Annotated in this window: 13 protein-coding genes and 1 tRNA gene; 6 read left to right on the top strand and 8 right to left on the bottom strand. The window is 72.3% G+C overall.

Annotation, left to right across the window (positions count from 1 at the left end):
• Both ACFWVE_RS29385 and ACFWVE_RS29380 read left to right on the top strand, forming a co-directional pair.
• On the top strand, nt 1-1,034 hold a 1,034-nt coding region (locus ACFWVE_RS29385; RefSeq protein WP_384020345.1), incomplete at its 5' end, for an SPFH domain-containing protein.
• A gap of 180 nt (nt 1,035-1,214) precedes the next feature.
• Nucleotides 1,215-1,820, top strand: coding sequence for a lytic polysaccharide monooxygenase (locus ACFWVE_RS29380; protein WP_384020342.1), 606 nt, complete (start codon nt 1,215-1,217; stop codon nt 1,818-1,820).
• Between the two features lie 55 nt (nt 1,821-1,875).
• Here the strand turns inward: ACFWVE_RS29380 and ACFWVE_RS29375 are convergent.
• From ACFWVE_RS29375 to ehuB, 5 genes are all read right to left on the bottom strand, one after another.
• A tRNA-Lys gene (locus ACFWVE_RS29375) sits at nt 1,876-1,949 on the bottom strand.
• 138 nt (nt 1,950-2,087) lie between these two features.
• Entirely contained in the window at nt 2,088-2,816 is a 729-nt protein-coding gene (gene ehuA / locus ACFWVE_RS29370) for an ectoine/hydroxyectoine ABC transporter ATP-binding protein EhuA (protein WP_384020354.1), read from the bottom strand.
• 94 nt (nt 2,817-2,910) lie between these two features.
• Entirely contained in the window at nt 2,911-3,561 is a 651-nt protein-coding gene (gene ehuD / locus ACFWVE_RS29365) for an ectoine/hydroxyectoine ABC transporter permease subunit EhuD (RefSeq protein ID WP_042171090.1), read from the bottom strand.
• The gene (gene ehuC / locus ACFWVE_RS29360; protein ID WP_384020339.1) at nt 3,561-4,271 is read right to left on the bottom strand and encodes an ectoine/hydroxyectoine ABC transporter permease subunit EhuC; all 711 of its coding nucleotides are present in this window, start codon (nt 4,269-4,271) and stop codon (nt 3,561-3,563) included. Before ehuC ends, ehuD begins: the two co-directional genes overlap by 1 nt.
• Nucleotides 4,268-5,194: an ectoine/hydroxyectoine ABC transporter substrate-binding protein EhuB gene (ehuB, locus tag ACFWVE_RS29355; protein WP_384020336.1), complete on the bottom strand. Its 927-nt coding sequence runs from the start codon at nt 5,192-5,194 to the stop codon at nt 4,268-4,270. Before ehuB ends, ehuC begins: the two co-directional genes overlap by 4 nt.
• A 97-nt stretch (nt 5,195-5,291) precedes the next feature.
• On the opposite strand from ehuB, the gene ACFWVE_RS29350 reads away from it, so the two are divergent.
• Complete coding sequence (locus tag ACFWVE_RS29350; protein ID WP_384020333.1) at nt 5,292-5,786, top strand: DUF3830 family protein; 495 nt, start codon at nt 5,292-5,294, stop codon at nt 5,784-5,786.
• Here ACFWVE_RS29350 and ACFWVE_RS29345 read toward each other — a convergent pair.
• Nucleotides 5,767-7,158 (bottom strand): amidase, encoded by a 1,392-nt coding sequence (locus ACFWVE_RS29345; RefSeq protein ID WP_384020330.1) that lies wholly within the window; start codon nt 7,156-7,158, stop codon nt 5,767-5,769. The genes ACFWVE_RS29350 and ACFWVE_RS29345 overlap by 20 nt on opposite strands.
• Before the next feature lie 16 nt (nt 7,159-7,174).
• Nucleotides 7,175-8,230: a D-2-hydroxyacid dehydrogenase gene (locus ACFWVE_RS29340; RefSeq protein ID WP_384020327.1), complete on the bottom strand. Its 1,056-nt coding sequence runs from the start codon at nt 8,228-8,230 to the stop codon at nt 7,175-7,177.
• Between the two features lie 138 nt (nt 8,231-8,368).
• Between ACFWVE_RS29340 and ACFWVE_RS29335 the strand changes: the two genes are divergently transcribed.
• From ACFWVE_RS29335 to ACFWVE_RS29325, 3 genes are all read left to right on the top strand, one after another.
• Complete coding sequence (locus ACFWVE_RS29335) at nt 8,369-9,364, top strand: aspartate/glutamate racemase family protein (RefSeq protein ID WP_384020324.1); 996 nt, start codon at nt 8,369-8,371, stop codon at nt 9,362-9,364.
• A complete protein-coding gene (locus ACFWVE_RS29330; RefSeq protein ID WP_384020321.1) occupies nt 9,361-10,092 on the top strand; it encodes a decarboxylase in 732 nt (243 codons plus the stop codon). Before ACFWVE_RS29335 ends, ACFWVE_RS29330 begins: the two co-directional genes overlap by 4 nt.
• 114 nt (nt 10,093-10,206) lie before the next feature.
• Nucleotides 10,207-11,370: an LLM class flavin-dependent oxidoreductase gene (locus tag ACFWVE_RS29325; protein ID WP_384020319.1), complete on the top strand. Its 1,164-nt coding sequence runs from the start codon at nt 10,207-10,209 to the stop codon at nt 11,368-11,370.
• Here ACFWVE_RS29325 and ACFWVE_RS29320 read toward each other — a convergent pair.
• The gene (locus ACFWVE_RS29320) at nt 11,328-13,247 is read right to left on the bottom strand and encodes a putative bifunctional diguanylate cyclase/phosphodiesterase (protein ID WP_384020316.1); all 1,920 of its coding nucleotides are present in this window, start codon (nt 13,245-13,247) and stop codon (nt 11,328-11,330) included. The two genes, ACFWVE_RS29325 and ACFWVE_RS29320, sit on opposite strands and share 43 nt — an antisense overlap.
• Nucleotides 13,248-13,344 lie beyond the last annotated feature (97 nt).

Genomic DNA, 13,344 nt, shown 5'->3' with positions numbered 1-13,344 from the left:
TCCACCTGCTGTTCCGTGACGGCCCCGACCCGGTGCCGGAGCGGCCGCGGCCCGCGGTCGTCGGGCGCCGGCAGGGCACGGGGGAGCAGCCGCGGCTGCGGCGCCCGGCCGCCGCACCGGCCCGGCCGTCCGTGCCGCGGGTCGACCCCGAGCTGGTGGAGCGGCCCGCCCGGGTGCTGCCCGGGGGCGCGGGGGTGCTGGCCGGGTTGTGCGGGGCGGCGGGGTGCGTGGCCACGTCGTGGTGGGCGGGCGTCCTGCCGTCGTCGGCGGCCGCCGCGCTCGGGCTTCCGGCGCACGCGGGGGCCGCGGGGGCCGCCGGACTCGGGCCCGCGCAGTGGGCGGCGTACGCGGCTGCCGGGGCTCTTGGCCTGTTCGGGTTCGGCGGGCTGGCGCGCGGCCGGACCGGGCGGGCCTGGGTGCTCGGCCTGTTCGGCCGCTACCGCGGGACCGTGCGGCGCACCGGCCTGCTGTGGGTGAACCCGCTGCTGCTGCGCCGCCGGGTCGACGTACGGCTGCGGCACTGGCGCGGCGAGCCGATGCAGGCGGCCGACCGCGGCGGGGTGGCGCTGCGGGTGGTCGTCCTGGTCGTGTGGCGGGTGCGGGACACCGCGCGGGCCACGCTGGGCGTCGAGGACCACGAGGCGTATGTGCGCGAGTGCGTCGAGGCGGCGCTGCTCCGGGTCCCGGTGGAGGCGCCGGGCGATACGGGCGGGGCGCCGGGCGCGGCGCAGGACGCGCTGACCCGGCTGGTCGCGGCGGACGCCGGCCCGGTGGGGATCGAGGTGTTCGCGGTGCGGCCGGTCCGGGTGGAGTACGCCCCCGAGGTGGCCGACGCCATGCACCGGCGCCGGATCGCCGCGCTGGACGCCCGGAACCGGGCGAGCGCGCTCACCTCGGTCGTGGACTCGGTGGAGGACACGGTGACCCGGCTGACCCTGCGGGGTCTGGTGGAACTAGACGACTACGAGCGCAAGGTGCTGGTGAAGGACCTGACGGTGGCGTTCTGCGCGGGTCGGGGGGAGGCGGGGCCGTAGGGCCTGCCGCTTGGAGCGGGCCGGGCAGGGAGCCGGGCGGGAGCCGGGCGGGAGAAGACGTCGAACGGGTTGCGTTATTGGTATGGACATGCTCAATCGACGGCCATAACCTGAGACTTGGTCTAGACCTACCTGCATCAGCTCACTGAAACTCCCCCCACGTTCTCCAGGAGCGTCAGCATGCGCACACAGACCAAGCTGTACGCGGCCGCGGTGGGACTGGCCACGACCGGAGCGCTCGTGCTCTCCTCCGGCGGTGCCAGCGGCCACGGCTACACCGACCTGCCCGTCAGCAGGCAGAAGCTCTGCCAGAACGGCGGCGTGACCAACTGCGGCGCCATCCAGTGGGAGCCGCAGAGCGTCGAGGGCCCGAAGGGCTTCCCCGGCTCGGGTCCCGCCGACGGCCGGCTCTGCTCGGCCGGCAACACGCCGTTCGCCCAGCTCGACAGCCCGAAGACGCCCTCGGGCGGCGCCTGGCCGGCCACCAGGGTCTCGGGCGGCCAGAACTACACCTTCCGGTGGCAGTTCACGGCCATGCACGCCACCAGCGACTTCTCGTACTACATCACCAAGCCGGGCTGGAACCAGAACCACGGCCTGGCCCGGTCCGACCTCAACCTCACGCCGTTCCTGAAGGTGCCCTACAACGGGCAGCGCCCGCCGCAGACGCTCTCGCACAGCGGCACGCTCCCGTCCGGGCTGAGCGGGCGCCACGTCATCCTCGCGGTGTGGTCGGTCGCCGACACGGGCAACGCGTTCTACGCCTGCTCCGACGTCACCTTCTGACGCCGCTTCCGGGCACGTCAAAGGGCCTCTCGCTCCCACGAGAGGCCCTTCAGTGTGCGCCGCCAGGGACTCGAACCCCGGACCCGCTGATTAAGAGTCAGCTGCTCTAACCAACTGAGCTAGCGGCGCATGACTCCCGCCGTCCGCTTCCGCGGTCGGCGACGCGGAAAATAATACCCGCTTGTGAGGGGTGCTTCCGACCGCGCGCCCGCCCGGCGCCCCGGCGGCGCAGGGCGGGCGCCACGGGCCGAGGGGATGCCCCCGTGGTCACAGGACCGCGCTGAGGAACTCCCGGGTCCGGTTGTGCTCGGGCTCGCTGAAGAGCTTCTCCGGCGGGGCCGACTCGATGATCCGGCCCTGGTCGAACATCAGGACGCGGTCGGAGATGTCCCGGGCGAAGTTCATCTCGTGGGTGACGCAGAGCATCGTGATGTCGGTGGAGCGGGCGATGTCCCGCAGCACGTCCAGGACGCCCGCGACCAGCTCCGGGTCGAGTGCCGAGGTCACCTCGTCGAGGAGCAGTACCTGCGGCCGCATCGCCAGCGCCCGCGCGATCGCCACCCGCTGCTGCTGACCGCCGGACAGCTGCGAGGGGTGCTTGTCGACGTGCTCGGTCAGTCCGACCATCTCGAGCAGCTCCCGCGCCCGCTCCTCGGCCTCGTCCCTGGACATGCCGAGCACGGTGACCGGGGCCTCGGTGATGTTGCGCAGCACGGTCATGTTCGGGAACAGGTTGAAGTGCTGGAAGACCATGCCGATCTTCTTGCGGATCTCGCGGACCTGCTTCTCCGGCGCGGGGAACAACTGGTCCCCGTCGACGGTGATCGTGCCCTCCTCGGGCTTCAGCAGCGTCATCAGCAGCCGCAGGATCGTCGTCTTGCCCGATCCGGACGGCCCGATCAGGGTGACGTGCTTGCCGGCGTCCACGGAGAAGTCGAGGTTGTCGAGGACCGTGTTGTGCCCGAACCGCTTGGTGACCTTCTCCAGCCGGATCAGCTCACTGCCGGCGCCCGCCGCGGCGCGCGTGGTGCCGGCGTCCGGCTCAGGGGTCCTCCCGGGCTCGACGGGGTGGGGGCCGGGCTGGGTGCTGTCAGTGGACAAGGCGTCGCTCCAGGGCTCGGAGGGCAAGGGAGGCCAGGTAGGAGATGACGATGAAGGCGAAGCCGATCACCGTCAGGGGCTCGGTGAACTGGAAGTGCTGCTGGGAGAACAGGCGGGCCTCACCGAGCATCTCCAGCACGGTGATCGCCATCAGCAGGGGCGTGTCCTTCAGCATCGAGATGACGTAGTTGCCGAGCGCGGGGACCACCCTGCGCACGGCCTGCGGCAGGATCACCGCGGTCCACGTCCGGCGCAGCGGCAGGTTCAGTGCCGTCGCCGCCTCCCACTGGCCCACCGGCACGGCCTCGATGCCCGCGCGGTAGACCTGCATCGTGTACGTCGAGTAGTGCAGACCGATGGCGACGACACCCGTGGTCAGTGCCGAGAAGGTCACGCCCCACTCGGGCAGCACGTAGAACAGGAAGAACAGCTGCACCAGCAGCGGGGTGTTGCGGATGAACTCCGTCACGCCGCCGACCGGCCAGGTCACCCAGCGGGACGGCACCCGCATCAGCAGGGCCCACACCAGGCCGAGGACGAACGAGATCAGTGAGCCGAGGACGAGGATCTGCAGGGTGACCAGCAGGCCGTCCCAGAAGTACGGCATGAATTCGGAGACGGCGCTCCAGTCCCACTTCATCAGACACCCCCCACGTTGGTCGTCTCGGCCCGCTTCAGGTCCGTCCTGGGATCGGGCACGGGCTTCTTTCCGACGCCGGCCTTCAGCTTCTTCTCCAGACCGCGCATGATCCGGGTGAGCAGGAAGGCGATCACGAAGTAGATGACCAGGATGTACGTGTAGATCTCAGCGCTCTCCTGCAGCGCCAGGCGCACCAGGTTGCCGCTGAACGCCAGATCGCCCATGCCCATGATCGACACCAGGGCGGTGCCCTTGAGCAGCTCGATCAGCAGGTTGGAGAAGGGCGGGATCATCTCCGGCACCGCCTGCGGCAGCAGGACCAGCCGCATCCGCTGCGCGGGCGTGAAGCTGAGCGCGATCGCGCCCTCGCGCTGGGCCGGGTCGACGGCGGCCAGCGCGCCGCGCACGATCTCCGAGCCGTAGGCGCCGTAGGTCAGGCCGAGCGCCAGCGTGCCCGCCCACAGCGGCACCAGCTGCCAGCCGAAGGCCGGGGGCAGCACGAAGAACACCCAGAAGATCATTACCAGTGCCGAGGTGCCGCGGAACACCTCGGTGTAGAAACCCGCCAGGAAGCGGACGAACGTCGACCGGTGGGTGCGCGCGATGCCGACCACGAAGGAGACCACGGTCGCGAGCAGCGTGCTGAGCACCAGCAGCTGAATCGTGACCCAGACGCCCTTGAGTACGAGTTCCCAGAGTCCTGAGGTCATCCGCCGCACAGCTCCTTCGCGGTCAGATCCGTCATCTCGTCCTCCGTGAACCCGAACGGCCGCAGGATCCGCAGCAGCTCGCCGCTCTCCTTGAGCTTGGCCAGCTCGGCGTTGAAGGCGTCCCGCAGATTCGTCTCGGTGGGGCGGAACGCGAAGCCGCCGCCGTCGGTGTGCGGCTCACCGTCGACGATCGGCTGGAACGGCTCGGTGGCCTCCGCCTTGGCGGACTTCTTCACCACCTCGCGGGTGGTGAGCGCCGTACCGGCGAAGACGTCGACCCGGCCGGCCTCCACGGCGTTCAGCCCGGCGACCTGGTCGGGGACGATCAGTATGTCGCCCTCCGGATACCCGGCCTCGACGGCGTACGCGATCTCCGCGTACCCGGTGCCGGTGGCGAACTTCGCCTTCTTCTCGACGACGTCCTTGTAGCTGGTCAGCCCCTTCGGGTTGCCCTTGCGCACGATGAACGAATCGAGCATCTGGTAATCGGGGTCGGAGAATATGACCTGCTCGCAGCGCTCGGGATTGATGTACATCCCGGCGGCCACGACGTCGAACTGCTGCGAGTTCAGACCCGGGATCAGCGAACCGAACTCGGTGGGGACGGGCTGGACCCGGTCCACACCGAGCCGTTTGAAGATGACCTTCGCGAGTTCCGGTGCCTCACCGGTCAGCTCACCGTTCTTGTCGATGTAACCGAAGGGGATCTCGCCGGCGATGCCCAGGCGGACCACCCCCGCCGCCTTGAGCCGTTCGAGCTGGTCACCGCCGCCCGTGCTCGCTTCGGTGGGCACACGCGAACAGCCCGCGGCGCCGAGTGCGCCGAGCGCCGCCACCCCCGCGAGCAGCGACCGGCGTGAGGGCCCGGCGGACGCGGACGCCGCCCCGCGTCGTCTCAGTGGTTTTCCCAGTGGTGGAGCCATGGCGGCGCGGCTACCCGAAGTGATGCCGAGTATTCCCGCCAGTTTCGGCCCCCTTCGCCGGTCGGGCCGTCTTGACCGGTGCGGGACGATGGGTCTCATGATTGACCGATATGTCGAGGTCTCGCTGGTCAAACGCGGAATCACCTGTACGGCCCGGCTGCTCGACGACCGGGCACCGGTCACCTGCGCGGCCGTCTGGGACTCCCTGCCCCTGTCCGGCGACGTCTACCACGCCAAATACGCCCGCAACGAGATCTACGCGCTCTTCCCGCCGTTCGCCCCCCTCGAACCACCGCTGGAGAATCCGACCGTCACGCCCGTCCCGGGGGACCTCTGCTACTTCTCCTTCGCGGGCGCGGAACTGGGCACCAAGGCCTACGGCTACGACCGCGAGGTCGGCCCCGGCGCCACCGTCGTGGACCTGGCCCTGTTCTACGAGCGCAACAACCTGCTGCTGAACGGCGACGTGGGCTGGGTGCCCGGCATCGTCTGGGGCCAGGTCGTCGAGGGCCTCGCGGAGATGGCCGACGGGTGCAACGACCTGTGGCGCACCGGAGCGGCGGGGGAGAGTCTCAGCTTCCGGCGGGCGTGACCCCGCCCCCGTACAGCGCGTGGGCCGCCCGCAGCACCAGCGCGTCGGCGTGGCGGGCGGCCACGAGCTGGACGCCGATCGGCAGCCCGGCCGCGTCGGCGCCCACGGGGACACTCGCCGCGGGCTGCTGGGTCAGGTTGAACGGGTAGGTGAACGGGGTCCAGCCCGTCCACCGCCGGTGACCGGACCCCTTCGGCACCTCCGCGCCCGCCTCGAACGCGGTGCGGGGCACGGTCGGGGTGACCAGCAGGTCGTAGGTGTCGTGGAAGCGGCCCATGCGCCGGCCCAGGTCCATCCGGACATCGACCGCCGCCAGATAGTCCAGCGCCGACCGGCGTGCCCCGGCCGCGCAGATCTCCTGCAGCCCGGGATCCAGCAGCTCCCGCTGCTCCCGGGTGAGGTGCTGCACCACCCGCGCCGCCCCGGAGAACCACAGGGTGTGGAAGGCGTCCACCGGCTCGGAGAAGTCCGGGTCGGTCTCCTCCACGTACGCCCCGAGCGCGGCGAGGCGCTCCACCGCCCGCCGTACCGCGGCCGCCACCTCCGGGGCCACCGCCACCTGGCCGCCCAGTGACGGCGAGTACGCCACCCGCAGCCCCCGCACCCCGCCGTCCAGCCCCTCCCTGAACGAGCCGGGTGCCGGTGCCAGCGCCGACCAGTCGCGCGAGTCCGGCCCGCTGATCACATCCATCAGCAGCGCCGCGTCCGCTACGTCCCGCGTCATCGGGCCGACGTGCGCCAGCGTGCCGAACGCGCTCGCCGGATACAGCGGCACCCTCCCGTACGTCGGCTTCAGCGCGAAGATCCCGCAGAACGCCGCCGGGATGCGGACACTGCCGCCGCCGTCCGTCCCCAGCGCCAGCGGCCCCGCGCCCAGCGCCACGGCCGCCGCCGCGCCCCCGCTGGACCCGCCCGCGGTACGCGCCGGGTCGTACGGGTTGCCGGTGACACCGCTGAGCGGGGAGTCCGTCACGGCCTTCCAGCCGAACTCGGGGGTCGTCGTCTTGCCCAGGAAGACGGCGCCGTGCTCCCGCAGCCGCGCCACCGACGGCGCGTCCTCCTCCCACGGGCCCGCCGGGTCCACGGCACGCGAGCCGCGCAGGGTCGGGGCGCCGCGCAGCAGCAGGATGTCCTTCACCGTGACCGGCACCCCGTCGAGCAGCCCGCGCGGCTCGCCGCGCCGCCACCGCTCCTCGGACGCGGCGGCCTGCTCCAGCGCCTGATCGGCCAGCAGCCGGACGAACGCGTTCACCCGCGGCTGGATCGCCTCGGCCCGCTCCAGCGCCGCGCGGGTCACCTCCACGGGGCCGAACGCGCCGGTGCGGTAGCCGTCGAGGAGCTGCACGGCGGTCGGTTCGGTGAGCTCGGACATCCACTCTCCAGCCACGTCAGTGCCCGGGTACGTACCCGCGCTGCTTGTCGACCACGTTCGGCAGTGACCTGCCCGCGGCCCAGAGTTCGTACAACTCCACGAATTGGGAGGCGAGTTCGTCCCGCCACCCGAGGGTGTCCCCGCTCATGTGCGGCGACACGATCAGCCCCGGCACCTCCCACAGCGGGCTGTCCGGGGCGAGCGGCTCGGACGTGAAGACGTCCAGGGCGGCGCCCGTGATCCGGTGGCTGCGGAGCGCCTCGGCGAGCGCGTCCTCGACGACCAGCGGGCCGCGGCCGATGTTGACGAAGTGGGCGGACGGCTGCATCAGGGCGAAGCGGCGGGCGTCGAACATGCCCCGGGTCTGCTCGGTCAGGGGTGCGGCGGCGATCACCCAGTCCGCGCCGGCGATCAGCCGGTCCAGGTCCTCGGCGCCGTGCACGGCAGCGGCAGGGGCACCGGCGCCCTCACCGTGCGAGCCGGCGCGCGCGCTGCGGCCGACCAGCGCGGTGGTGACCCCGAGCGCCTCGAGCGTGCCGGCGATCGCCCGGCCGATCGGCCCCGACCCGACGACGCAGGCACGGGTCCCGGCGACCCTGCGCGACTCGCGGTGGCGCCAGGTCCGCTCCCGCTGGAACCCCAGTGTCCGCGGCAGGTCCTTCGCCATCGCCAGGACGAGCGCGGCGACGTACTCGGCGATCGGCCGGTCGAAGACCCCGCGCGCGTTGGTGACCACCGTGTCGGAGGCGGCGAGTTCCGGACACATCAGATGGTCCACGCCCGCACTCGCCGTGTGCACCCAGCGCGGCCTCGGCCCCCCGCCCGGCCAGGCGGCGCGTACCGCGTGCGAGGTGAAGTCCCAGACCAGCAGCACGTCGGCGGACGGCAGCCGCTCGGCGAGCGTCGAGGCGTCCGCGTGCTCGATCCGCACCCTGCCGGTCAGCCGGCCCAGCCGGGGCGGCGGATCGGCGTCCAGGACGAGCAGCGTGGGGAGAGCCGCGGAGCCGGTGCCGGGGCCGGTCGCGGGGCCGGTGGAGGGGGGCGTGGAGGGGGTCTTCCGGGGAGAGGTCATGGCCGCCTTTCCCCCGGGAGGACCGGAAGTCTGAGATGTGCTGATTGACCACGCTGGCACCCCGAACCTACCGTCGTCAACACGGGCGTTTGAACGAACCGTTGCGTGCTCGTCCCTCACCGTGAGGCCGGTGCTGACATGGACGTCTCCTTCCTCGGCGGACCAGGCCCGCAGCGCGGTGTCGGTGTGGTCGCCCCCTTCGACTTCGCGCTGGACCGCGAGCTGTGGCGGTGGACGCCCGACGACGTGTCCCTGCATGTCACCCGGACGCCGTACGTGCCGGTCGAGGTGAGCCTGGACCTCGCCCGCATGATCAGCGAGCACGAGACCCTCCAGAACGCCGTGAGCACTCTCACCGAGGTCACCCCCGAGGTCGTCGCGTACGCCTGCACGTCGGGCAGTTTCGTCGGCGGCGTCATGGGTGAGCGCGCCATGTGCGAGGCGATGGGCAGGGCCGGTTCGGTCCCCGCGATCACCACCTCGGGCGCGCTGCTGGAGGCGCTGGTGGAACTGGACGTACGGCGGCTGGCGCTGGTGACGCCGTACACCGTGTCGGTGACCCGGTCGCTGGAGGAGTACGTGGCGCAGGCCGGGGTCTCGGTCACCGGCTGCGCCTACATGGGCCTGACCCGGCAGATCTGGAAGGTCACCTACCGCGAGGTGGTCGACATGGCCCGGCGGGCGGCGGAGCGCGGCCGGCTCGGCGCGGCGGACGCGCTGTTCCTGTCCTGCACCAACCTGCCCACCTACGACGTGATCCCGCAGCTGGAGGCGGAACTGCGCATACCGGTGTTCTCGGCCAACCAGGTGACCATGTGGGCAGCGTTGCGCCGACTGGGTACCCGGGCGGTGGGACCGTATCAGGCGCTGATCGACACGTCGGCGCGCACCGGGACCGGGGCCGGGAGCACACTGCCGGGCCCGGCGGCCGGTTCCGTACTGCCGGCCGCCGGGCCGGTGGTGCCGACCGGCTCCGTGCCGACGGGCTCCGTGCCGACCGGCTCCGTAATGCCGGAAGGACAGGAGCCGTCGGACGTGCGGGGCGTGCACGGCGTGTCGGACGCGCAGGGTGTGCCGGGCGCGCAGGGCGTCTTCGGCGCGCCGGACGAGAAGCAGCAGGAAGGCTGGACATGACCGCACTGGGATTCCTCTACCCCGGACACTCCGCCGAGGACGACTATCCGCGCATCGAGCAACTGCTGGGCAGCGACGTCCGGGTGGACCTGGTGCACACCGACATTGGTGAGGACGCGCACCGGGCCGACGCCCTGCTCGAGATGGGCGCGGCGGACCGGCTCGCGGCCGGGATCCAGGAACTGCGGCTCACCGGCGCCGACGCCGTGGTGTGGGCCTGCACCAGCGGCAGCTTCGTGCGCGGCTGGGACGGCGCCCACGAGCAGGTGCGCGCCCTCGCCCGTACGGCGGGCCTGCCCGCCTCCTCCACCTCCTTCGCCTTCGTGCACGCGGCGCGGGAGATCGGGGTGCGGCGGGTCGCCGTCGGCGCGACCTACCCGGACGACGTGGCCGCGCTCTTCGTGGAGTTCCTGGCGGCCGACGGGGTGGAGGTGACCGGGGTGACCAGCTCCGGGATCATCACGGCGGCGGAGGTCGGCACCTGGGGCGAGGCCGAGCTGTTCGCCCTCGCCCGCGCGGCCGACCGCCCGGACGCCCAGGCCCTCCTGCTCCCCGACACGGCCCTGCACACGGCCGCCCACATCCCGGCCCTCGAGAAGGAGCTCGGCAAGCCGGTCCTCACCGCCAACCAGGTCACCGTCTGGGAGGCCCTGCGCCTCGCGGACCGCCGGGTGAACGCCCCGAGCCTGGGTGCCCTGTTCACACGGGAGCCGATCGTGCAGGCGTGAGCGGGGCGGACGGGGGCGGGGCGGGCGGAGGCGCGCGTCCCGCCCGGGAATAAGCGGGGACGGCCTCCTGTTACGGGTGCGGCGAACGTCACTCGAAACAGGAGGCACCCCACCGTGGCCGCAGACGACACCGCAGGCGCCGAGGTCCCAGGAACCGCCGAGGGCCGAGGAGCGGACGACGTCCGAGGTGTGACGCACGGCTCGGCACCCGCTGTGCTGTCCGTGCTGGACCTGGTCACGGTCGGCGCCGGACACACCGCCTCCGACGCGCTGCGCACCAGCGTGGATCTCGCCCGGCTCGCCGAGGCACGCGGCTTCCACCGTTACTGGGTCGCCGAGCACCACTCCATGCCGGGCGTGGCGTCCTCGTCCCCGGCCGTGATCCTGGCCCACCTCGCCGCGTACACCGAGCGCATCCGGCTCGGCTCGGGCGGGGTCATGCTGCCCAACCACGCCCCGCTCGTCATCGCCGAGCAGTTCGGCACGCTGGAGGCCATGGCCCCCGGCCGGATCGACCTCGGCCTCGGCCGCGCCCCCGGCACCGACGGCGCCACCGCCGCCGCCCTGCGCCGCACCGAACTCCCCCAGGCTCTCGGCTCCGACGACTTCCCCCAGCAGTTGGCCGAGCTGACCCGCTTCCTGGACGACGACTTCCCCGACGGTCACCCCTACCGCCGGATCCACGCCGTCCCCGGCCCGGTCCAGGCGACCTCGCCCGGTGGGGTGCAGTCGCCGCACCGCCCGCCCGTCTGGCTGCTCGGCTCCTCCGGGTTCAGCGCCCGGCTGGCCGGCGTGCTCGGCCTGCCCTTCGCCTTCGCCCACCACTTCTCGGCGCAGAACACGATCCCCGCGCTGGACCTCTACCGCGAGTCGTTCAGCCCGAGCGGCGTCCTCGAGAAGCCCTACGCCCTGATCGGCGTCTCCGCGCTCGCGACCGAGGACGAGAAGGAGGCCCGGCGCCAGGTCCTGGCCGCCGCGCTCAACATGGTCCGGCTGCGCACCGGCCGCCCCGGCCTGGTCCCCACCCCGGAGGAGGCCGAGGCGCACCCGTTCTCGCCGATGGAGCAGGACTTCATCGACTCGTGGAACGCCAACGTTGTTCACGGCACCCCGGACGAGGTCCGCGCCGGCCTGGACGACCTGCACAAGCGCACCGGCGCCGACGAGCTGATGATCACCGCCAACGCGCACAGCGGTGACGTACGCCTGCGGTCCTACGAACTCATCGCGGACGCCTACGGGTTGCCGACGACCGGATCGCCGACGACGTCCGCCTGAATTCCCGGGGCGCCCAGCAGTTCGGAGATGCGGTCCGGCGGGACCGGACGGGAGTACAGCCAGCCCTGACCGGTGTCGCACCCGATCCGGCGCAGCCGGGTGGCCTGCGCCGAGGTCTCCACGCACTCCGCGGTGACCGTCAGCCCCAGCCGGTGGGCGAGCTGCACCATCGCCTCGACGATGGCCTCGTCCGCCGGGCTGGGCGCCGCCGCCCGGTCCTCGTACTGGAAGCCGCGGACGAAGGCGCCGTCCAGTTTCAGCACCGACACCGGGAGCCGGCTGAGGTAGGCCAGGTTCGAGTAGCCGGTGCCGAAGTCGTCGATGGCGATGCGTACGCCCATGTCGCTGAGGGCCGTGAGTGCCTGGAGCGGCCGGCCCGAGGAGCCCATCACCGCGGACTCGGTCAGTTCCAGCTGGAGCAGCTGCGGCGCCAGGCCCGTCTCCTTGAGGGTCTCGGCGACGTCCGCCACCAGGTCGGAGTCCCAGACCTGGCGGACCGCCACATTCACGCTGACGAAGATCGGCGGCTCGTCGGGATGCTCGGTCTGCCAGCTGCGGGCCTGCCGGCAGGCGGTGCGCAGCACCCAGCGGCCGAGCTTGACGATCGAGCCGTCCTCCTCGGCGATGGAGATGAACCGATTCGGCGTCAGGGTGCCGAACTGCGGATGGTTCCAGCGGACCAGGGCCTCGACCCCGTGCACCCGGTCGTCCTCCATGCCGACCAGCGGCTGGTACTCCAGCGCGAACTCGCCCCGTTCGACGGCGGGGCGCAGCGTGGAGGCGAGGGCCTGACGGGTCATGCGGTGCGCGTTGCGCTCCGGGTCGAACAGCGTCCAGCGGGACTTGCCGTCGGCCTTCGCCCAGTACAGGGTCGTGTCGGCGGCCTGCATCAGCGCGGTGGGCGTGGTACCGGCCGCGTGCCGTTCGACGACCCCGATGGACGCCGACACCGACAGCCGCTGGCCGGCCACGTCGAACGGGTCCTGGATCGCGCCGAGCACCGACTCGGCGAGGTCGGCGAGCTGTTCGGTGCCCGTGGAGTCCTCGACCAGCAGCGCGAACTCGTCCCCGCCGAGCCGGGCCACCAGCGGGGTGCAGGCCCTGGACCGGCCCGCCTCCTCGGCGCACAGCGTCAGCCGTTCGGCGACGGCGGCCAGCAGCCGGTCGCCGACGCGGTGGCCCAGGGCGTCGTTGATGGCCTTGAAACCGTCGAGGTCCAGGGAGCACAGCCCGATCCGGCCCGTGCCGCCCTGCTCGTACGACTCCGCCTCCAGGGCGGCCGTCAGCCGTTCGAAGAACAGGGTGCGGTTGGGCAGCCGGGTCACCGGGTCGTGCATCTGCAAGTACCTGAGCCGGGCCTGGAGTTCATGGCGGGCGCTGACGTCGGCGACCGACAGCAGCACGCCGTGCACGCCGTGTGTGTCGTGCACGCCGTGCGTGTCGTGTTCACGGTGGGCGGCGCCGTCGTCCGGGGGGAGCGGGGCGACCGACACCTGCACCCACAGCGAGTGCCCCTCGGGGTGCTTGAGCCGGCGGGTGCAGCGCAGCCGGCCCTGCCGGCCGCTCAGCAGGTCGCGGTAGGCGTGCCAGGCGCGGGCGTCCGAGGAGAGGTCCACCAGGTCGGCGGCGACCGCACCGGCCAGGGTGTCCGGGGCGCGGCCCAGCAGGGCGGCGAGCGTGCCGTTGGCGCTGATCACCCGGCCGTCGCGGCCGACCACGGCCATGGCGAGCGGAGCGGCCGCGAAGACGGAGCGGTACGACGGGGGCGGGGGGAGGTCGGCACATCCGGTACGGGGCGGGGCAGCGATCTCACTCTCCGTGACGATCGGCCGGTTGGGATCTGCTGTGGGCGTCGGCCCTTCGGACGTTCCGCTCACCGCTCGCTCCCGCCGTGCACTCGATCGCTGTCCGTGCCGGAAAGCCTCAGGAATGTCTCAGGAAAGTGTGCCGATCATAGAGGTCTCCCTGAAGCCC

The organism is Streptomyces sp. NPDC058632, assembly GCF_042717095.1.
Taxonomy (GTDB): domain Bacteria; phylum Actinomycetota; class Actinomycetes; order Streptomycetales; family Streptomycetaceae; genus Streptomyces.
The sequence above is the reverse complement of the archived record's forward strand: the minus strand, read 5'-3'. Positions and strand labels throughout refer to the sequence as shown.